The 20,751-nt window shown below is 59.8% G+C and carries 20 protein-coding genes; 15 read left to right on the top strand and 5 right to left on the bottom strand.

The features are described 5' to 3' along the window. Positions 1–11: 11 nt before the first annotated feature. From QQA13_RS15255 to QQA13_RS15245, 3 genes are all read left to right on the top strand, one after another. A complete protein-coding gene (locus QQA13_RS15255; RefSeq protein WP_108471862.1) occupies positions 12–866 on the top strand; it encodes an HD domain-containing protein in 855 nt (284 codons plus the stop codon). A gap of 171 nt (positions 867–1,037) precedes the next feature. Further along, positions 1,038–1,289 (top strand): BPSL0761 family protein, encoded by a 252-nt coding sequence (locus tag QQA13_RS15250; RefSeq protein WP_108471861.1) that lies wholly within the window; start codon positions 1,038–1,040, stop codon positions 1,287–1,289. A gap of 339 nt (positions 1,290–1,628) precedes the next feature. Next, complete coding sequence (locus QQA13_RS15245; protein WP_159082191.1) at positions 1,629–1,991, top strand: hypothetical protein; 363 nt, start codon at positions 1,629–1,631, stop codon at positions 1,989–1,991. Positions 1,992–2,339: 348 nt separating this feature from the next. On the opposite strand, the gene QQA13_RS15240 is transcribed toward QQA13_RS15245, so the two are convergent. Further along, positions 2,340–2,504 (bottom strand): helix-turn-helix transcriptional regulator, encoded by a 165-nt coding sequence (locus QQA13_RS15240; protein WP_234411336.1) that lies wholly within the window; start codon positions 2,502–2,504, stop codon positions 2,340–2,342. A gap of 259 nt (positions 2,505–2,763) precedes the next feature. On the opposite strand from QQA13_RS15240, the gene queD (QQA13_RS15235) reads away from it, so the two are divergent. Together queD (QQA13_RS15235) and QQA13_RS15230 are read left to right on the top strand one after the other, a co-directional pair. Then, positions 2,764–3,117 carry a 6-carboxytetrahydropterin synthase QueD gene (gene queD / locus QQA13_RS15235; protein ID WP_108471859.1) on the top strand — a complete coding sequence of 118 codons (354 nt, stop codon included), beginning with the start codon at positions 2,764–2,766 and terminating at the stop codon, positions 3,115–3,117. A gap of 724 nt (positions 3,118–3,841) precedes the next feature. Further along, entirely contained in the window at positions 3,842–4,126 is a 285-nt protein-coding gene (locus QQA13_RS15230) for a hypothetical protein (protein ID WP_108471858.1), read from the top strand. On the opposite strand, the gene QQA13_RS15225 is transcribed toward QQA13_RS15230, so the two are convergent. Both QQA13_RS15225 and QQA13_RS16230 read right to left on the bottom strand, forming a co-directional pair. Next, positions 4,104–4,283: a helix-turn-helix transcriptional regulator gene (locus tag QQA13_RS15225; protein ID WP_234411335.1), complete on the bottom strand. Its 180-nt coding sequence runs from the start codon at positions 4,281–4,283 to the stop codon at positions 4,104–4,106. The genes QQA13_RS15230 and QQA13_RS15225 overlap by 23 nt on opposite strands. 200 nt (positions 4,284–4,483) lie before the next feature. Beyond that, entirely contained in the window at positions 4,484–4,702 is a 219-nt protein-coding gene (locus QQA13_RS16230) for an HNH endonuclease (RefSeq protein ID WP_428992331.1), read from the bottom strand. A gap of 978 nt (positions 4,703–5,680) precedes the next feature. Between QQA13_RS16230 and QQA13_RS15220 the strand changes: the two genes are divergently transcribed. The 4 genes from QQA13_RS15220 to QQA13_RS15205 all read left to right on the top strand — a co-directional run bounded on the left by QQA13_RS15220 (position 5,681) and on the right by QQA13_RS15205 (position 10,222). Continuing rightward, positions 5,681–6,271: a helix-turn-helix domain-containing protein gene (locus tag QQA13_RS15220; protein ID WP_159082190.1), complete on the top strand. Its 591-nt coding sequence runs from the start codon at positions 5,681–5,683 to the stop codon at positions 6,269–6,271. Between the two features lie 17 nt (positions 6,272–6,288). Next, positions 6,289–7,170 (top strand): ubiquinol-cytochrome C chaperone family protein, encoded by an 882-nt coding sequence (locus QQA13_RS15215; protein ID WP_108471855.1) that lies wholly within the window; start codon positions 6,289–6,291, stop codon positions 7,168–7,170. 223 nt (positions 7,171–7,393) lie between these two features. Then, positions 7,394–8,860 carry a hypothetical protein gene (locus QQA13_RS15210; RefSeq protein ID WP_159082189.1) on the top strand — a complete coding sequence of 489 codons (1,467 nt, stop codon included), beginning with the start codon at positions 7,394–7,396 and terminating at the stop codon, positions 8,858–8,860. 135 nt (positions 8,861–8,995) lie between these two features. Continuing rightward, entirely contained in the window at positions 8,996–10,222 is a 1,227-nt protein-coding gene (locus QQA13_RS15205; RefSeq protein ID WP_108471853.1) for a hypothetical protein, read from the top strand. Between the two features lie 292 nt (positions 10,223–10,514). On the opposite strand, the gene QQA13_RS15200 is transcribed toward QQA13_RS15205, so the two are convergent. After that, the gene (locus QQA13_RS15200; RefSeq protein WP_159082188.1) at positions 10,515–11,171 is read right to left on the bottom strand and encodes a hypothetical protein; all 657 of its coding nucleotides are present in this window, start codon (positions 11,169–11,171) and stop codon (positions 10,515–10,517) included. Between the two features lie 286 nt (positions 11,172–11,457). On the opposite strand from QQA13_RS15200, the gene QQA13_RS16225 reads away from it, so the two are divergent. Next, positions 11,458–12,270: a tetratricopeptide repeat protein gene (locus QQA13_RS16225; RefSeq protein WP_108471851.1), complete on the top strand. Its 813-nt coding sequence runs from the start codon at positions 11,458–11,460 to the stop codon at positions 12,268–12,270. 15 nt (positions 12,271–12,285) lie between these two features. Here the strand turns inward: QQA13_RS16225 and QQA13_RS15195 are convergent, their stop codons facing one another. Then, positions 12,286–17,511, bottom strand: coding sequence for a hypothetical protein (locus QQA13_RS15195; RefSeq protein WP_159082187.1), 5,226 nt, complete (start codon positions 17,509–17,511; stop codon positions 12,286–12,288). A 434-nt stretch (positions 17,512–17,945) separates the two neighbouring features. Between QQA13_RS15195 and queD (QQA13_RS15190) the strand changes: the two genes are divergently transcribed. The 5 genes from queD (QQA13_RS15190) to atpE all read left to right on the top strand — a co-directional run bounded on the left by queD (QQA13_RS15190) (position 17,946) and on the right by atpE (position 20,667). Then, on the top strand, positions 17,946–18,308 hold the full coding sequence (gene queD / locus QQA13_RS15190) for a 6-carboxytetrahydropterin synthase QueD (protein ID WP_108471848.1): 363 nt from the start codon (positions 17,946–17,948) through the stop codon (positions 18,306–18,308). Between the two features lie 152 nt (positions 18,309–18,460). Next, positions 18,461–18,850, top strand: coding sequence for a phasin family protein (locus QQA13_RS15185; protein ID WP_108471847.1), 390 nt, complete (start codon positions 18,461–18,463; stop codon positions 18,848–18,850). 260 nt (positions 18,851–19,110) lie between these two features. Beyond that, on the top strand, positions 19,111–19,476 hold the full coding sequence (locus QQA13_RS15180) for an ATP synthase subunit I (RefSeq protein ID WP_234411331.1): 366 nt from the start codon (positions 19,111–19,113) through the stop codon (positions 19,474–19,476). Positions 19,477–19,479: 3 nt separating this feature from the next. After that, the gene (gene atpB / locus QQA13_RS15175) at positions 19,480–20,298 is read left to right on the top strand and encodes a F0F1 ATP synthase subunit A (protein ID WP_108471845.1); all 819 of its coding nucleotides are present in this window, start codon (positions 19,480–19,482) and stop codon (positions 20,296–20,298) included. Between the two features lie 69 nt (positions 20,299–20,367). Then, positions 20,368–20,667, top strand: a complete 300-nt coding sequence (gene atpE / locus QQA13_RS15170) for a F0F1 ATP synthase subunit C (RefSeq protein ID WP_108471844.1) — start codon at positions 20,368–20,370, stop codon at positions 20,665–20,667. The last annotated feature ends 84 nt before the right edge of the window (positions 20,668–20,751 follow it).

Below are 20,751 nucleotides of genomic sequence, written 5' to 3'. Positions count from 1 at the left end.
AGGAAAGCCCGATGAACAACCTTCATGCTGCAGAGATCGACATGACCCATGACTCCTTTCGTTACCTCCGCGAAGGAGTGCTGCTCTGGGATGGTTCGCTTCCCCAGACGCGGGCGCCCTACAGCGTGAACTTCGCCACCCAAGACGGGATATATCCCGTGGTCAGCTGGGTTGATCCGCCCTTGTTTGGCGATCCGGATGCCGTGGACAAGGTGTGCGCGGTGATTCTGAGCCTGCCCAATCATCAGATGTATGTCGTGAGTGCACGGCGCGACGACGCCATCGACCCAGTCGAGGTGATGTCAGCAGAGCTGTGTCCCGTTCCATCAGTGGTGGTGGACGTCTATGACCTGCTCCAGACCATCACGGCACCGGATCTGCGTCGGTTCGTCAGTGATGTGTTTACCCTCACGCCCGTGTTCCATGGCTTCTGGACAGCGACGGCGGGCACCAAGCACCACGCATGGCCCGGCGGCCTCGCATGGCACAGTCTGGAGGTGGCCCGCGGCGTGGCTGACGTGATGTCGTCCCCGGCACCGAAGCAGGTGAGCTTCGGTGCCGCCGAGTACGAGCTGGGCGTCATCGCTGCGCTGTTGCACGACGTCGGCAAGACGGTGAGCTATACCGAGGAGGGCTACTGCACCGAAAGGGCGCTCACGGTCGGCCATGAACTGCTCGGCGTGGAGCTGATCCGCAAGCCCTTGGACACGCTGCGCGCGGTACGGCCCGATCTCGCAGACGCGATGACGGCACTCCTGCTCAGCCGCACCCGCTTCGCGTGCAGTCCCCATCGGCTCGAGGCGATCAGGGAGGTGGTCAGCAAGGCTGATCGCGACAGCGCGAAGCGGAACACGAAGCCACGCTGAGGCCGTGCCGATGGAGCACGGCGACCTGGGCCGTAGGCTCGTCGCGGGTGCTGAGACGTCAATTCGCAAAATGGCGTCTGAGGAGGGTGCTTCATCCGCCGGGCACCGGTCGGTGAGTATCCGAGCGTGCCAAGGAAATTTCCACCGCCATCCCACGAACCGGAGCTCGGCATGACAACTCCCGACGAACGCACGCGGAATCTCCTGCAGACCGGCGCATTTCTCAAGGAACTGCGGGAAGACAAGGCCGTCCCGGAGGAGGTCCGACAAGAAGCTCACCGCCTGCTCCGCCATTACCCGACAGTCCACGAGGTGAGGATGTTGGCTGAACTGGAAAAGCACACCACGGGAGCTTTCTATCTGACCCCGGACATCGAAAAAGGCTGGTTCAGCTTGTACCGCTTCGGTGCGCACACGGGCTGAGACACTCAACAGGAAGTGGTGTCGGCGTTGTCGAGCTGCGCAAACGCCATCGCCAGGCGTGTGGGAGTGCCTCACCGTCAAGTTCTGGCTGAACCGTGGCATCACTCTGCTACTTGGCACTTCTCTCCGCGGATGCCGTCATGGCGCTCCTCCGTGAGGTGCATCCGAACGCAATCGAGACGGTAGTTGCGGGAGCAGCATCGGGCCCTTGCGTTGAGAGACTGACAAGGCAAATCCAGTACCAACGTAGCCCCTATCGGCGTAACGCGCCCGATCTGGCGGCGCGACGACGGGGTGGCACCCGGCTCGCATTTTTGACATTTTTGCAGTGAGGCGACAATGACTACCTCAAAACAACGCTCACCAGAGTTGGTATGGCTTTTGATGAACGATATGGAACGGGCGGTCTGGGCGACTGCATTCGTCCTTGGCGAAAACTCTGGGCTGGATGGGGCGCAATCCGCAGATCAGGCAGTCGAACGGCTGCGATCCCTCAACGGTGTCGGCAGGTCAATACGACCCGAACCCGAATATGAGGCTGCACGCGCAGGCTTTCACATAGAGCGGACTGACTTTGACGTCTGGTACCGCACCGCGTTGTTGATCAGACATGGGAACGAGCCCTCTTTTCATCAACCAACCGACGATGAGTGTGCCGAGGCCTACGAGCGCTTTCAATGGGGGCGCAGCGACTTCTACTGAGAGTCGGCTGCGCCATCCAGATCCGCTACCTGGTCCCGGAGCTGCGCCATCTGATGTTCGGCAAGGGCGCCGAGAAGCCCAGATGATTGAGGAGGTCATATGGAAGGGTTGCGTAGCCCGGCATGCTAACCGAGGGCTGGATGACGCCTCGCCCACCGATGAGCGCAGCGCCCCGCCGGCTGACCGTCCGCACCATCTGTTATTCGCCCTTTGCTGGCGTAGCGCCTGATCTGCTGACGAACAATTTGCTGCCTCCCGCATAGATGGCATCTGCGAGCCAACTGCACCGGCGCACGCGGACAACTGTGTGTCACAGCCGGCGGGTATGTCCGCAATGTCCAACGGATTTCATTGAGGGGTAGACGGCTTTTCAAACAGTTGGTCCCGTTGAGCGATCTTGGCCGCGATCCACGCTTCGATCTCGCTTTCCAACCACGCTGAGGAACGTCCAAGTTTCACGAGTCTGGGGAACTGGCCTTCGGCCATGTGCGCGTATACCCGCGAACGGCTCATGCCCGTCCGGTACAGGACGTCGCGAAGCCGCAGAAGTCTTGGATGTTGGGTCGGGATATGGGTGCCGGTGATGGGTGAGCCTTCTGGAGGCAATGTCGACTTTGCCGTACTCATGGCATTGAGCTTTCGAAGTGTAGTGAAGCGCATATTTTCTGGATCTGCTGACTCTCCGAGTGTGATCTGGATTCAGCATGTGACGGTTGGCCACAACTTCTGTTGTGGCGCGGGTGTGTTGCGAGGCGGGATGTACAATGCCGTCATGGATATTTTCAAGGTTTTCACACTCGAAGCGGCACACCGGCTACCGAATGTGCCCGAAGACCACAAGTGTTCCCGTCTGCACGGGCACTCCTTCCGCGTCGAGATTCATCTCAGGGGCGAGCTCGGAGCGGATACCGGTTGGGTGTTGGATTTTTCAGACGTCAAGGCTGCCTTCCAGCCACTCTACGACCAACTGGATCACCACTACCTCAATGACATCGTGGGACTGGAGAATCCGACCAGCGAGCGGTTGTCGATCTGGATATGGGATCGCCTCAAGCCGGCGCTCCCGTTGCTGTCAGAGGTGGTCGTGCATGAGACCTGCACGTCGGGGTGCCGCTATCGGGGATGATGTCGCCTGTCTAGCATGTGAGCTTCGCCCAGTACTGAATGCGAATCTGGCGCGATCACGACGTTGTTGCCACGGTGTGGGCAGGACGCTCAGCTATATCGACGAGTGGTGTTCCACCGGGGCACGATGTGGCGGCACTGGAATGCGCGATCATTGTATCTTGGCCGATTGAGGCAGCTGGCGAGTGCGAGGTCGTCAGAAGTATGCGCAGGCCCTATATGAGAAGAATGATGCAGGCGTACCACCGTGGAGTAAGGGAGCTGGTCGATATGGTCAAGAATTTGGACGACCCACGGTACTGCGGGGCGCCACTGGTTTTGCCAACGGCGCCCCGTCGCGATGGAAGTCTTGAAGAACGGGCCAAGGAGCGGGTCGGTCAGCTCAACGTGGAGATGATGGGGCTGAATCGGAAGATGGTGTACGAGAGTTCGTTCAATCAGACAGCTCTGAGATTTGCTGATAGCAGGGAGTCAGGTGGTTCCAGCGATCATTCCTATCGACACCCCGTATAGGCTCCGCCTCCGTGGAGATGATGCAAACGGTTATGCCGTCATGTCAGTGGAATGGTCGCCGGCGAGCGGCTTGGATGGTGTCTGAGTGATCAGATTTGCCTGGCGTGGCGCATCTGGCTGGGCGCGCATCGCGGGAAGGTGGAGCTCCTGCGGTGGGTCAGAAGCCTCGGGATCGGCTCGCCCTGATGATGCCCAACAGATCATGCTTCGGTATGTACTACGACCCGGCGCTTATCAGCGCCACGCAGCGGCAATGGGCTCATCGGCGCGGCGTCGAACTGCTGCAGATCCAGCGCGGCAAGCCAGCCCAGCAGAACGCCTACATTGAACGTTTCAACCGTGCCATCTGCATCGAGGCCTTGGATTGCTACAGCTGTCTGAATGAGGTGCACTGCATGATCGGAATCGGCGCCACAGCTCTCCAACCACTAACGGCACGGTTTACGGGATGCGCCGATCGTGGCAATGCCTCGATCATGCATGACTTGATTTGCTGAGCATGATGGTCGATGCGCGCAGCTGATCTCGTTGATCGACCTTCGCTTGGATCCAGCTGTCGACGTCGCTTTCCAGCCAAGCCGAAGTGAGGTTAAGTTTCAAAGGTTTGGGGAAACATCCTTCCGCCACCTCCCGGTATATCCACGATCGGCTCATCCCCGTCCGATGCAGAACCTCACGAAGCCGCAGAAGTCTCGGATGTTGAACCGGGGCATGGCGGCTGGTGGTGAGTGAGTCGGATGAGGAAGGTGTCGATGTTGGCGTGCTCATGTTGGCGTACCTATGACGTGCAGAAATGAAGCTGACTTTGGGAATCTGACCCGCCGCCCTTTATCCCTTCGATTCTCTGATGGCTTTCAGTTTGGGACGTCCGCGGACGTGCTGCGCTTACCATGCCACCGGTCTGCGTGAAGGCGTTTGGTCACGTACACCTGAAAAGCAGCCGGGGAAAGCGGATGCTTGCAACGGTGTCGGCGGGTATTGCACCACCAACACGCTGCAACGATGTTCTCTTGAATGTTCCTGCCGCCCTCACATCGCGCCACCAGATGTTCCGCGGTGCACTTGAAGTGCATCGACTGACGTACCGTAAGCCCATGCTGTCGAGCGAATGTGGCCACGTCGGTGAGCCACACGGCGTGTTGGCAGTAACAGCATCGTCCGTGTTGTTGTTTGAATGCATGGGCGCGCCGCGCCCGAAAGTTGGCCATGCCGAAGATCCCCCGCTGGGGTAGAAGAAAAAGGGTGGTTTGATTCCCGTCGCGCCTCTGGCGACTGAACGGGCACCCAGCGAATATCATCGACAGGGCAGAACACGGACGGCATACGTCGATCCGCGACTGCTTTATAAGCCCGGCCGTGGAAGCAATGCAACCCAGACCTTCCCTGCACCACGATGCCCTCAAAAACATCTGGCGGTGCTGACCCGCGAGGCTGTTGACAGCTGCAGGGGCGCACTGGCGGCCTAGACCCGTCGATTTAGGCCGATATCCAGTTTGCACCGGCCAACGGGGAGGACTCCTCGTCTTACTCTATCTGCCAAGCTGCAGAGCTATTACCGAGACGCACTGGATGATCATTGTCATCCGAACACCAGACCGGGTGGAGGTGCATAGCTAAACCGTTGATCACGTCTGCGCCTCACCCGCTTGGTGAGGGGTGCGACGCTTCGCGCTTGCACCATGCAGGCGACAGGCCGCAGCCCGCCGTACGTATCTCCCCCTGAGTACGTCATGTCCGCATCGCGCGTCGTCACTTCCCCAAATCTCATCTCTTTGCTGAACTTGAGTTCGCTGTTAGGTGGACGCGATATGCGTTCGCATGACATCCATTGAATTGGTCGGATATACCCCGCGTTGCCAGTTGTCTGTGGCGGAACCTCGCGTACGCGCGCCTCCGGATGCACAGCTTTACGCGCCTGATTACGTGGCGCGTGCGCGCAATTATCACGGCTGATCTTGTTTCGCAAGCGCGGATGGGTGCTTTTCTTGCCCGCTCTTCGTGGCACTGGTATGCGGGCCTACGCATACTGGCCCCACTTAGGAGGGGACCCAATGCAAACCGTGAGCGAAACACCAAGTTCGTTGGCCACGTCGTTCGGCGAAGCACTTCTTCGCGTCATGCGTGTCGCCGGCGAGTCTGATGAAGGACACCACGATCAACTGAGCCGCGTCCAGCTTGCTGAGCGCGCGGATGTGAGCCTCACGCTGATCAAGCGCTACCTCAGGGGCGATGCCGCCAGTGCGAAGCTCGAGACGATCGAGAAGTTGGCCGGGGCACTGGGGGTTCCCCCGGCCTTCCTTCTGATGAGGCGCGAGGATTGGGTCGCCGTGGCAAACGCATCCATCGTTCTTGCCCAGATCCTTCGGGAAGATGGCCAGAACGAGCCAGATCGAAAGTTTGGCGGGCGTAGTTCAATCAATCCCCTAGAGGCTGCGACTGCAGGCGTGGAGTTTGCACGCTTGGTCCAGGCTCTCCCTCGTCGTCGAGACTTCACTCCGCCAGAGATGGCGCAGGCGATCCGCCGCTCTGAAGACGGGGTTGCACATACCTGTGCGACGCCCCCTTTGGCCCTTCTCACCCCGATCCAGATTTACGCCACGCTCGCGCTTTGCGCCGTCGTGGGCACCACGACAAATTGCTGACTCCAGGAGACCGCGCAATGAATATTGACCAGCTGACCACGAACACCTCCTTGACTCCCGTGCTGCGGGAGGCCGACGTCGATGACCTGTCCGTGCTCGTCGACTATGTCACCGACAGCGGCGATGGTCGTCTCACGCTTACGACAAGCGTCTGCTCACAGCTCGTCGCCGCGAAGGCCACGAAGAGTTATCCGGCTGCCGTACGCACCGCAATTGCAGACGAGATCCTTGCCTTCGGCGGCAATACGCTAGGCAACATGGTGCGGAGCCTGCGCGCAACCGTGCCGTTCGGAACGGTGTTGGACAAAGTGCTGCCCGACATGAATGAGAAGGTCTCCTATGCTGAAGTCGTTCGCGACGTCGCCTCGCATCTGAAGGTCGGTCTAAGCAAGGAGGCAAGTGTGGTCGACCTCGAGACGGCGATCCTGTTGAAGGTCATGCGCGAGTCGTTCACCAAGATGAGTGTCGAAGAGCGCCGCCAGGTAATCGACGAAATCGGTGCAGGCGACACAATCTGGGGGCCGGGTGCGGCCGCCGCCGCATTGGTTGCCGGTCGGCTCAGCGGGTTTGCAACTTACAAGCTCGCCACTATCGTGGCCAACTCGGCCGCCCGAGCATTGATTGGCCGAGGCCTGACTTTTGCGGCGACCGGCGGAGCCATGCGCGCCCTCAGCGTGGCACTCGGCCCTATCGGATGGGCCATTACCAGCCTATGGACGCTTGCCGACCTTTCGGCGCCTGCGTACCGCGTTACTGTGCCCTGCGTCCTCCAAGTTGCCTACATTCGCCAGAAGCTGATCATGCAAGCCACACACGTCACCTGTGATTGCGGAGCCGTCATCCCGCATGCGGTGAAGTTCTGCCCGGAATGCGGCAAGCCCGCAGGGAGGTTGGCATGATCGTCCCGTCGCCCTACCAATATCTTGGCGCATTCGCTCTCGCCTTCGTCGCTGGCGCCGCCATGGCCGTAACCGCGGTTGTATATCACGGCTTCATGCGGCGGCGATCCCAAGTGACGCCAGGCCAACCCCAAGCTTGATCCAGACGGCGTCCTTGTCGCCGGCTTGATCCATCGCCACCTGCTCTCCGCGGGCGCCCCAGGGTGCCAGCGCAGGGAGAGGCATGTCCAAGGAATCCCTTTCGATGAATGATTTCACCCATAACGTCAGTCTCCGTCTTGGTCCCGTTACCCGTCGCACGGTTCGGACGGGGTTGTCCGATGCTGAGGCTGAAGGAATGGCTGGCGCCGCAGCCACTCGCGGAGCCTGGTGCATCCAGCAAACGCAGATTGGCAAATACCACACCCGCAGCGGTCATGGCTTCGCTGCTGAGGATGCGAATGCCCTTGGTGATCTGTTGAAGGGGCGTCGCGTCAGCCAAGTGGGCAAGAGCAACACCCTCAGCGGTCCCGATCGCATCGTCAACGGCATCAAGATCCAGACGAAGTACTGTCGAACGCCGAGCGCGACGCTCAAGGAGGCCTTCGATAGTGCCGGAATCTACCGTTATGGCGACCAAGTATTGGAGGTTCCGCGCGGACAGCGATCCGGTGTCGTTGGAAAGATGGCCGATGCGATTCGCGAAGGTCGTGTACCGGGTGTAACGGACCCTGCCAAGGCGGAATCCATGGTGCTCGAAGGCCGTGCGAGTTACATCCAGGCCAAGCACATTTCTCGCCCAGGCAATATTGACAGCTTGTTGTTCGATTCGAAGATTCATATCGCCAATGCAGTTCTAACCTCCGGTGTCGCCTTCGTTGCGGTGGGTTGCCGAAAGCCCCCGCCGACCGCGGACAAGAAGTCTGCTCTTTGTGATGTGGCTATCGGTGCCGTTCAAGCAGGTACAAAGTCGCTTTTGACTGGTGTCGCCACTTCACAATTAGTGCGTACGCGCCTTGCGCGACAGGCCACAGTTATCGTGCGAAGCGGACTCAAGCAGACGACCCGTGCGGGTGCCGGACGGCGGGTTGTGAATGCGGTGGCAAGTGCCAGCTGTGGAAAAGCGGTTCGCGGTATTGCGGCGACCAATCATGTGGCGAGGCTTCTGCGCTCCTCCATTATCGGGAGCACAGTCAGCTTCGGTGTGGCCACCGCCCCAAACATCGGGCGCGCGCTCGTCGGCCGTATGACGTGGAGCCAAGTAGGTCGCCGGGGCGCAGAGAGCTTCGCATCAAACTTGGGCGGCATGGCCGGCTGGACCGCATGTTTCACCCTCGGTTCGATGGCTTGCGCAACGGTGATGACTGGTGGAGGCGCCCTTGTCGTCGCGACGATCATCGGCACGGCTGGCTCCGCCGCGGCTGGTGAGGGCTCGGCGCGTTTGGTGCGCCTTGGCATCAACAAGTGCGTTGGTACGGAAACCCCGTCGCTTCAGGTTGAGGTTGTTCCCGCATGGTTGGAGACTATGCTCGCGCAACAACGCTTGTCGCCGTCCGAACGTCACGCTCTGATCCAGCGATTGCTGCCCCAATTGAATCGCTATCGTCGGTTTGACCGATTGGGTGTGGACTCCGAGGCGTTTGAAAAGGCGAAGTCCATAGTGTCGGATCATCTTGATGAGATCGCCAATGAGCGATGTGTATCCTGCTAGATTCACCCCTCTGACAAACGGCTTCATGACCACATCACCTGCCATAGTCATGCACTGACCTCGGTGCCGCCAAGGATTGGATGGCGGGTTGAGCGGTGTTACAGCATTTCGCAATGGCAACAACAGGGGAACGCGTTGGACTTCAACCCTATTACTAAAGATCGCGATCAGGCCTCCAAGGAGCTGGCGCAAGCACAAGAGCGTCTGAAGAAGCTGCACGAAGACATTACCTGGTATCGCAACTTTGACGAGGCTCAGACACTAACCGACATCGAGCAAGCTCACCACGGGCTCCACGAATTCGGAATCCAGCTCCAGGATGTGGCGGTCCGCATCAACAGCACTCGCCAGCCGCTGTCAGCGCTTGCTGACCGCGCAAGCCTTGGCTTGGACCCGCGCTACTGGTTCTCCAGCGAGCGTGCCCAGTACAAGCGGATGTTTAAGCAGACAGCAAAAAGCGTCGCCGAGCTCGAGAGCGCTGAAAAGCGACTGCAATCCAGCGCCGAGGAGCTGTCCCGCGAGATTGCGAAGAAGGATCAGGCGCTCCAAGCGTATCGCCAACTGCACACCCAGATTCCGAACTTGCAGGCAGGACACGAAAAGTGCCAAGCCGAGATCAAGTCGCTTACGTCGAAGCTGACTGATCTGCGTGCCCGCCATGAGCGAGTCGAGAAGGAGCTCGCGCAACCGCGTGCGGAACACATAAACCTCACCAATAGCTTGGAGCTTCTTCACAAGCGAGTGGCTGAGGCCTCCGAGCTCAATGACCAGCTTGATCGAGCGTCGAACGGTTACGAGAGGGCTATGGTCCACGAGGAGTGCGAGAGGCGTTTCGGCGATGGAAGTCCGAATCGTGTAGTTAACAACTCCCGACGTGAGATTCAATCTATCGTGCGGAACTTGGCGAAGCTCAAGTCGCGCCTTGAGCACATCGCGCAAAACGCTATGCGGGTAATCGAAAAGCTGGTGTTCGATGGCAACAACCTCTGCTACCAAGGGCGCGACTTCTGCGGCATCGGCCCAGTGAAGGTTGCAGTGCAGCGCTTGGCGGGACGTTACCGGATTCTGATCGTTTTCGATGCGTCCATTCGCCCAAAGCTGCGCATGAGCGACAGTGAGATTGCGCAGTTATTCGGCGATGCGGCCACGGTACACGTCGTTGCAACAAAGAAGAAAGCTGACGAGACCGTGCTGGACCTTGCTGCGAGTGAGCATGCATACGTCGTGAGCAACGACCGCTTCGGGGATTTCCCCGAGAAGGCGCCTGTACGCGAGAGGCGCCTGGTCCGACATGAGATTGTCGATGGTCGGGTGCTCATCCATGACCTAGGGGTCAATGAGGCATTCACGGAAGACGTCTGATTCCGCAAATCGATATGACAAGTGGTCCACCATGAGCATTACGCCAGCTGCGTCTGGGGTGCCTTTATATGATTTAGGCAGAGGCCCAGTCGTCGATGAACAACCCTACTCAACGAAGGAAGCCATGCATAACGGTAACCGTGGGCGCCGCACTTGTGACGCTTACTTAATATCCACCTAACTGGTCTGGGACCCTGTGCCAACACCTGAGACGCAGCCTAGAAAATGGATGCTCGCAACGGTGTCGGGAGCGTTGCGCCACCAGCACGCTGCAACGATGTTCTCTATTAATCTAGAACTCGTACGTCTTGTCGCCGATGCGGTATGCGCTGGCCACCGCCCATACATTCCGCTCGGTGGTTTCCCTGATGGACCCTTCAAACACCAGTCCTCGCCGGGCGATTTCAAAAAGCTCTTCCCTCGCCATTTTCACGTTTATGAAGATTTTGTTGGTCAAAAGGATACAGCTCTCGGCGGCGTGTTCACCCACGTAGAAGCCGCTGATCAACGTCGCTGGAATTCGAACTGGTTTGCTCTCTTTCGCCGGTTTGATGTCCGGAAAGTCTTCCGGGCGGGGCCTGGGTAGCGTGGCTTTGTGGCCTAGATATTCGTAACTGACAGTGATCCCTTGCTGGGCGCCAGCGCACAGTGCCTTGAGTATTTGAAGCGAAGGCTTCGTGACACAGGCAACTTTCAAGGGAGGCAGCGCCGTGGTTTTTTGCGCATTTTCGCGGAGTTCTTTATCTGCGCGGTGTACACAATCACATGCTTCGGCGGTTGCTTCATGGCAGGATGTCATGTCCCACGTGTGTTCAGGCGCTGGTGAGATCAGCAGTATCAGGTCAGTGCCCCGCAGGGTGATGTTGGATATGCGGCAACCTGTGGGAAGGGTGGCAATCAAGCCGTCGATAATCGGCTTTGCGCAGGCAAGTCGATTCGGATCGATCACGCAATCTGCTGGGTCACAACCTTCCTGGCCCAACGGTATGGTGAAGCTTGGCATTGTCATGGTGGGGAGCGTTCCCTGCGATGTCGGTAATCAGCTACAGGTAGCCAGCCTAGCGGCTCTGGTCTGCTCCCGATCGGGGAAATGCCCCAGTTACATCAGTGGCTTTCTACCCAAGCGCATGAGTTTCTGCCACTGGTCGTTCGTTGTGCACACCTATGATGGACACCACCTGCGACGAAAACCACCGATGCGCACGGCGCCTAAACTTTTGCCGTGACCCGCCGATATGACGAGCTTGGTCTTGTGCCACCCGCTATCGAAGAGGTTCGGGCTCAACAACCACCTCGATGCGTCGAGCTGCTGTTTCGGCGGCATCAAGGAATCCGCCGGGTTCATGCCAACAATCACGCTAGGACGAACCAACATGGAAGGCATGCTTTCCCGCAGCTCCTCCCTACATCCCGATACCGACCATCAATGCGAAATTCGCTATGCGAACGGATACGTTGTGCCGAAGGATGATGTTCAGGCCAACTCTTGGTACCGCAAGGCTGCCGAACAGGGCCATGCATTGGCACAGCGAAATCTCGGCGTGCGATACGCGAATGGAGTCGGTGTAGCGTCATCGCTGATGACGGGCTACGCGTGGATGAACCTTGCGGCTGGCGCAGGCGATCAGGAAGCCCCAGGTATTCGCCAGGAGATTGCCGAGCGACTCAGCAACCCTGACGTCCAGAAAGCCCAGCAGCTGTCACGCGACTGGAAACCTGGCCAATCGATTCCAGAAGTCCGCCCAGCAGCCCAGCTTTCCCCCGTCCCACCGCTCGTCCCTTGGCCCGAAAGAGTTCGCCCGGAACGCTGTATCCACAGCCTGCCAATGTGCCTGGCAGAACCAGTTGCCATACCAAATGTGTCAACGGAAGTTGCTACCGCACGTACGATGATGGCCGGCGAGTGCATCTCCAAGCCAAGCGTACCCTGGATGCTTTCGGCGAATGGCAGTGGGACGCCGGGGGCTGCTGATAGGCGAAAGACGCGATCAGATTGCAGCAGCGCGTGCATGCGATGCATTGACCCGGTGCCCGTGCCGCGTTGCTGAGTCCCAAAACGAAGGTTATGACTTTGTGTACAGCATGCGTTGATGCAGCCAAACGATGGCCAGCAGCCACCTCAGTGCGCTGAGGGGCGTGGTTGGATCTAAGCGCCTGGACTGCTTGGTCCGCTGGGCCGTGAGCGTGACGCACGGAATGGGCTGCTCCTTGCTCACCACAAGCAGGCTCTTCGGGACGTTCAATGCTCTGAAGACCTGCTCTGCAATATCGGCGGAGTCTGGTCCGTTGAGCGGCATGATGCCAGTGTCTTTCCGGACAAGCCGCTCGGCATGGCCGGCCTGGACCCACGCGCTGGCCAGTTGTTGCAATTCTGCCGAGGGCATCTGTTCCAGCGCCGAAAGAAACATCTCCGTCCCGGGAAAGTTGCGCGGAATCGTCATGACCGCCCGGCGATGAAGCAGTTCGGCAATGTGCCACGGCACGCATCCGCGTTGGCTGATCAAGTCACAGGCGGCCTTATGCAAACGTTCCACTTGTCGTTCAGTGAGACCGACCTCCAAGGCGGCGTCATTCGTTTGCCTTCCTTGCTGCATCGCCCGTGCAAAGCGGTCTATGTGCAGGGGCAGCAAGTGCAGGTTGTGACGTGCCGGCGGTGGCGCCGAGTAGGCGCGATCCGGGATATCTGTGCGCGGGATCTTTACGCGGTCAAACACGACACTGAGCCGCGCCTCGCTGGTGGCGCCTCCACTCCTTTGCCAAGCCATGTCCAGCGGAGCCGCCGCCAGTTTGGTGATCGCAAGAAGATCGGCACGTGATGTCTGGCGACCCTCTCTCAAGCTGTGGACCAAGGGCGTGGCAGGGTCGTGAAGATAGTTCGTCAACGGTGTGTTGATGGTCGCGTGCCCGCTTTGGCGCATGATTGCCATCACATCGCGGGCCATGCATCCATCGGCATACGTGGCCCGATGTCGCGCCTGGATTCCTGTTTTGCGCAACCAGTAGGTCTTGGCCAAAGGCTCGTCACTGGCCCAGCGAATGAGTTCCCCAATCCTTCGCAGAAGTACTTCAGCCCGAAAACGGCGGCCACTCCCGGGCTCTTCAGCAAACAGTGGAATGTTTCGCGGCGCATTGGCAGGGAGGCACTGGTGTTCTGTCTCCAGCCAAGCAACGACCCGAGCGCGTGCACGATTCCACAGCGCACCCTCAAGAGGCACAAACCCGAGAGTCGTTTCTGTCTTGGCCTTCCCATAGCCGCCCGTTTTGTGAATGTGTAGGAAGTCGCGCCCACCTTCGAACAGCATGACGTCGTCCAGCAGCAGTCCGTGGGTTGAGTCGGGCCGGATTGCGGCGGCGTCGAGCAATGCAAAGAGCACGATACGCAGCTCCGCGATGCGGCAGAATTCTGGAGATGCATCGGTGCGATCGCTCTCGGCACGCAGGTCAGAGACGAGTTCGTCATAGACGGCCTCCCTCTCAGCCAGCGTGAGCAAGCCGGGATCGACACCATCCTTCCGGTTACCCGCGAAGGAAGCCAACTCGGCATAGACCATCGGCTCCATGCCGTGGGCTACGACAAGGAATTCGTGGAATTGGCACAGCGTTTCCATGGTGAGGGGGCGGGACTTCGCTGTCTTGGACTGCAGGACTCCCAGGTAGACATTCACGAGGGTCTCGTCGTCCATGCCGAGGATCGGTCGTGCACCTGCAATTTCAAGCAATGCATGGGCAAACCGGGTCACGTTGGTTTGGACCGAGCTGATCGTGAGCGAGTCCTTTTTCAGGCCGCCGTAGCGCAGGCGATGAATCGCGAAACCGACAACGAGACCGAGATTGGCGTGTGAGTCCGCCTCTGTAAGCACCTGTTCCAAGTGCCGAATCAGCGCCTGTCGCACACCGTGGTTTTTGCCCGTCCGCTTACCCAGCAGGTGTGGCAATAGAGAGGGGTTCAGCCACTTGGTCAGATCGCGGTAGCTGAATTGGGTTGCTGCTGGAGATGTTGGCTCCTGATCCCGGTCGCGCCGCCTTGGGGCGGGATGGGTCGTAGAGCCGTCAGCAATGACCTGCGTGCGGATAGGCCACTGGCCGTCGGCGGCAGCAGACCGCAAAGATGGAACAGACGTCAACTCGGTGACGCCGAGCATGAGCAATCGTTCCGGGCCGCTGAGTTCGATGCGTCCGGCTGTCTGGGCTGCGTCGATCACGGATGCCAGCATATTTCCGTCCCCGGTCATAAGCACCGCAGGCAAAATTCGCTTCAACCAAGTGTTTAGGCGATCGGGTGTCGGCGGGGGCGCTGTTGGGGCCTCCTTACCCCTGCGCCACAGCAAGAGCGCAGGAATGCCGCTGAATACCATTGGCGTGAGTTTGCGTTGCACGGTCGCATCAACGCGTAGCCAGTCCCCCGGGGCCTGGCTACGTATTGCATCGGATGCGGACTTCAATGCGCCTTCGGCCAAGTGTGCGTGCCGATATGGAGAGAAGAGGATGGTCGCCAGGTACGCCAGTGGGCCGCGATCATGGGGTTGATCAAGGCGACAGCGTTGCAGGATGTGCTCGCGAATGAGCTCGGAATGTCGCACGGCGGTGCCGAGTCCCGACAAGAACGGCGAGGGCTCGGAGGTAAAGCTCAGGAAAGGGCGGCGCGGAATGAAACCCTCCGTCAGGCCGTCGTGGTGTGACTTCTTGATGAGTTTTGACAGCTCGATACGCGTAATCATCCGTTCAAGTGCATTGGGAGAATGATCGTTGCCGCGTTCGTGGACCCTTCCCTCAATGAGAGCGCAGAGGCTTTCATCGATCAGTATCGGTTTGGAACTTGCTGTCTTGGGCGACCGTGCGAGGCGCTTTCCGTCGTCGTCGAGCAGAACTCCGGGCAGGAACTCTTGAATTGCGTCCCGTAATCGGGGCCGCACGGCGTTCAGGGTCTCCCTCCCCCTTTCATGAAGGGCTGTACGAACTCTTTTCACCTCTAGTCGGTGGGCCTCGTTGTGTTCCAGCGCGACCGACTGCCAGTTGCGAAGAGGCGGCAGCGGTACGTCATTCCAGTGCCATGGGGAGATCCTGTGACTGGAACCGAACCAGCCATCGCGCAGGAGCATCGTGTCGATAGCCGGCCCGACCCGAATGGCAATATCCCGGGCCGACATCGGCGAAAGATCGGCTGTCGCGTGGGCCGCCGAGACCACCCATCCGAGCTGTGCGAAGCGAAGTTCGGGATCGACATTCGCATATTGAAGTTGTTGGTTCAGTCGATGTCGGTAGTGGTTGGGATAATTCCGAAGTGGTTCGGGCATGGTTTCGCGTAGACGCGCTGCGGTGAAGCGCCCTGAAGCTTTGGCGTTGGGCGTTTCGAAGAGCGGGGCTTCGGAACGGAGGATCGCGCGTGCCAGTTGGGCCTCCTCGGAGTCATCGTTGTCGGCTGCGAGTGCAACGAGCCGATCCAGAAACCCGCGCAGCTCTGTCACCCAGTGCATTCCGGTCGCGGCTACGCGCACGGCTCTGAGTGGATCGACCATCTTGTCCCTGAGGACGACGAGTCCGTATTCGGGAATGACATCATGCAACCGTATGTCGCCGATGGCATCAACAGGTCGGTGGCCCGTGGCGGCCGCCAAAGCAGCGCCGAGGAAGTCTCGGTGACAACGCCACGCATCAATGCGTGTCGCGTCGTTGCGGTGTGAATATGACCGCATGCTGTGGCGCAGGAGCACGGGCCAGCGTTTCGCAGCCGTGTCGGTAAGGACGAGTCTCGAGCCAACATGGCCCTCCGGTGCCACGACGAGCGGCGTGGAGTTCGCGTCATGGGGAAACCATTGCGACTGAATTCGGGCTACATGGGATACCAGTTGAGCCTGTTGCGGTGCGGTGTAGTACACGGAGGCTGACGACATCGCAAAAGTGTCATTCATGGCGAGCTGTGCCACATCAGGGCCCAGCGCCAAGGCAAGTTCTGACGCCATCACCGAGCGGCAGGTAGCCGCGCCTAGGTGAAGTTTTGGCTGGAGGCTGCGGATGACTCCGTTCAATCGGTAGATTGGTTCTTCAGTCCCTGTCAGCCAAGGGAGTACCGGGGCGCCTCGCATTGGGGCCGCTCCTTCAGTCAAGCCCGCCAACAGGCCTCGTAGCACCTGCGGTAGGGGCCATAGAACATGGCTAGCCGTGGGTACTATCCATGCGGCAAGTGACTCGTCCGGATTCACGGCGCTCGGTGGCCGAACGACCGGACGGTGCAGGAACGGATGATCCCATTCCATGTAGGGCTTTCCCTCAGCTCCGCATCCCCACGTCACTGACATAAGGTCAGGCTCTCGCAGTCCCGCGGCCAACAAAAGAAGGAATGCGACAAATGGCTCGGACTCTCGATGTTGTCCGGTGGCTTGCAGTTGTGTCGCTTGTTTGGTGGCTTGGTGAGCAAGCCTTGCGACGACTTCGGTCGGAGCGAAATGGCTCGGTGGAGAGAGTATGTCCGGATGGCTTTGCCGGGTCAGGCAATGAACGCGCGCGCGCGCCCATTCAGTAGCCAGGCGCCGCGGTGGCTCCCCCGGTTCGTATGGATCACTTAGGCCAGCGGGGAGCTCGAGGACATCGTCGGGTTCGGCATCGTTGTTGGAATCCACGGGAATGTCCGTGGCTTCGAGAGAAGGTAGAAGGACATGCGGTTGAATGACGCTCAGGCGGGCCCGACTATCGTGCAACCATCCGCGCAACGTGGATGCCAGCCACGCCTCCCACAACTTCTTGAATCCGACATCGAGTACCGCATTGCTGGTTTCGTCGGAAACGTTGATGTAGGACTCGACGACTGCGTACATCTGGGACAGGGTTCGGCAGCTGCCGAGCAGCATGGGCAGGTCGTTTCTGCGCTCCCTTCCACGAATCTCCATCGCACCGCGAATTTTTGACGAAAGTTTACGGATCCGAGTGCTGGGTCGGTACGGCGACAATGCTGTCTCGCACATCAGGGCGATGAGCAGTCGAACTCCTGGGGGTGGAAGTGCCGTTCTCGCGCACTCAATGAGCGTATTGACGACCGGATGCGTATCGTCCGCTTCGCCAAGGGCGACTATTTGGTTTTGTTGGGCCTGCTGGGACCATGCGACCAGATCGTTCCAGCCCCCACGGATCCGAGCCGACATGTGCTTGAGGGTGGTCCGGTCATGTTCCGACAGCCCCTCCCAGACGACGAGCAGGGCCCTGGCCACGGTCGCCCGCCAAGCTTGTGGGACGTCGTGGCCATGGTCCAGCGCATTGAGAAGTTTGCCCGCTGGCCGTGTGTTCCAGTCGGACACCAATTGCGTGTCGCCGCGGTCTTGGATATGGGCCGGGTTGCTCAGGGCGGTAGGAGGTCTGTACGGGGTTTCTGCAGGTTAGTCCTTTGGTCGGAGCCCGGCAATCTTTGTGACAGACGCTAGACCACTTAGATCTCCCTTAGGTGTCGGCACGTCTTCCTTGGCCGAGTTCTTCGTTAGATTGATGCGAATTACAAAGTTGGGTAAGAAATGGCTCTTGGCCTCATCTTTGGCAGGTTTGCCAAGGAATGTTTTTGAAGGTCCGTGTAAAATTACGACGTTCTGTGTATCCCATCGTTCTATCTCTCATAATGGTCGGTGGTTCGAGTCCACCCATAGCCACCATCTGCCTGTCCGAAGACGTCCAGATACCACCAAGAACCGGGCGTGTACCCTTCCGCCGGTCCATCCATCGCATCACGCAGGCCTACGCCATGCACATCTTCAAGGTATTCCAGCTCGAGGCGGCGCATCGGCTGCCGAACGTGCCGGCCGGGCACAAATGCGCACGGCTGCACGGGCATTCGTTCCGGGTCGAGATCCATGTGGCCGGCGAGCCGGACCCGCAGTTGGGCTGGGTGATGGACTTCGCCGACGTGAAGGCGGCCTTCGCGCCGCTGTTCGACCAGCTCGACCATCACTACCTCAATGAGATCGAAGGACTGGAGAACCCGACCAGCGAGACGCTGGCGCGCTGGATCTGGCAGCGCCTGCAGCCGCGCCTGGTGGGGCTGGACAAGGTGGTGGTGCACGAGACCTGCACGTCGGGCGCGAGTTGTAGCCGCGACAGTCTTTGACGCGTCGCAATGTTTCATCGAAGCGCCATAAACTGGCGTTTCTAAATGAATATTTTCTTACAACGCAAGTAGACCTCAAAAAATATATTGCAATGCACAAAAAGTGCTGTTAGAGTGCCTGCCACTACCCCATCCTCAACGAGGACAACGTCATGACGCAGCAACTCAACAACCAGCTTTTTGCCTTCACCAAGCAGTTCACCGACAGTGCCTTCAAGGCCCAGTCGCTGGCCCTGAAGGGTCTGGAGACGGTGGCCGAGCTGCAGCTCAAGGCGCTCGAGGAGCAGAGCAAGGTCTCCGCCGAGTTCGTCGCCGAGGCACTGGAGACGCGTGACATCAATGGCCTGCGCAGCCTGTGGGAAAAGGGCGTCAGCCTGAGCCGCGAGAATGCCGAGCGCGCAGTGGCGGTTTCGCAGGAAGTCCTGGCGGTCACCCAGAAGACTGCCGAGTCGCTGAATGCGCTCGTGCAGGAACAGCGCCAGGCCGCCAATGACGCGGTTGCCGCGCCGGTCGCCGCTGCCAAGAAGGCTGCCGCCAAGTAATTTCCGCGGTACCGTCGTGCGATATGCAATGAAGCAGGGCCGAACCTTGTGTTCGGCCCTGTTTGTGTGTGCCGTCGCAAGAACATGTGCAGCGGCAATGGGCTGGCAGGCGATCAGACAGTGGATTTGGCCTTGTGGGCACGATGCCGCAGGCCGCACGGCTTGTTCCTGCAATTGCCGCACTGATATACTTTTGCGGATTGGATCGTGGCCCGCAGCTGTATCGGTGCCGCCTGGTGCAGGCCGCGCGGAGACGCTACGTGCTCAACAGTCTTGCCTCTGGTCGACGTCTCGCCTTGCGCATCGTCCTGCTGCAGCTTGCGGTGGCGTTGCTGGCTGGCCTCGTGTTTCTGACGCTGGGGCACCGTGAAGCGGTGTCGGCGGCGGCAGGCGCGGCGATGGTGGCGCTGGGTACCGCGTTGATGTCGACGCGATTCTTCAGCGGCCTCGGCGGGGCGGGCCTGGCGTTGAGCCGCCTGCTGACGGGCATGTTCCTGAAATGGATCGTGATCGTCGGGGGGCTGGTCGTGATCCTGTTCCAATTCAAGTTGCCACCGCTGGCCGCCATCACGGGGTTGGCGGCGGCTTACGCGGTTTATCTGCTGGCGTTCAGATTCAAGGGTTGATCCATGGCAAGCGAGCCGACTGGCGGTCTTACCGAATACATCCAGCACCATCTGACCCACCTCACCCCGCACACCAGCGAGGGCGGTTTCTGGGCGGTGCATGTCGACTCGGTCACCGTGTCGCTGGCGCTGGGCGTGCTGTTCTGCCTGTGGTTCTGGCTGAAGGCGCGCAAGGCCACGGCCGGCGTGCCGGGCAAGGGGCAGGCCTTCGTCGAGATCGTGCTGGAGTTCGTCGACGGCCAGGTCAAGGATGTGTTCCATGGCGACCGCCGCGTGCTGGGCCCGCTGGCGCTGACCGTGTTCGTCTGGGTGTTCCTGATGAACGCAATGGACCTGCTGCCGGTCGACCTGCTGCCGTGGATCACCGAAAAGTTCGGCATCGGCCACTTCCGCGCCGTGCCCACCGCCGACATCAACATGACCTTCGCGATGTCGCTGACGGTGTTCGTGCTGATCATCTTCTACAGCTTCAAGGCCAAGGGCGCCGGCGGCTACATGCACGAGTTGTTCACCGCGCCGTTTGGCAAGCATCCGCTGCTGTGGCTGCCGAACTTTGCACTGAACCTGGTCGAGCTGGCCTCCAAGCCGGTGAGCCTGGCGATGCGACTGTTCGGCAACATGTACGCGGGCGAGCTGGTGTTCATGCTGATCGCCGGTCTGTTCAGCGCCGGCGCCGGCCTGGCGGGTTGGGCGCTGTACGGCGCGGGCATCATCGGCTACACGGTGTGGGGCATCTTCCACATCCTGATCATCTCGATCCAGGCGTTCATCTTCATGGTGCTGACGATCGTGTACATCTCGATGGCACACGATCACCACTGATCCGCGTACCTCGAACTTTTCGCTTCAACCGCTTTGTCCATTTCAGTTTGAATTTCTCAGGAGATCGTCGTGGAACTCATCGCTCACATTGCTCAAGTCCAGTCTTTCACCGCCATTGCACTGGGCCTGATCATCGGCCTCGGCGCGCTTGGTGCCTGTATCGGTATCGGCGTCATGGGTTCGAAGTTCCTTGAAGCCGCTGCGCGTCAGCCGGAGCTGGTGCCGCTGCTGCAGGGCCGCATGTTCCTGCTGGCCGGCCTGATCGACGCCGCGTTCCTGATCGGCGTGGCGCTGGCGATGTACTTCGCCGTGGCGAACCCGCTGCTGTCGAACGTGATGAGCGCTGCCACCGCTGCAGCCGGTCACTGATCGATCGGCTCACGGCGCCGCTTCGGCGGCGCCGCATTCCCGCAATGACGCTTCGGCGTGTTTGCCCGTAATACACAGCAACTA

Origin of the sequence: Rhodanobacter thiooxydans, assembly GCF_030291135.1 — a bacterium.
GTDB classification, from domain to species: Bacteria; Pseudomonadota; Gammaproteobacteria; order Xanthomonadales; family Rhodanobacteraceae; genus Rhodanobacter; species Rhodanobacter thiooxydans_A.
Note: the sequence above shows the minus strand (reverse complement) of the source record. Positions and strands in the feature narration are given on the sequence as shown.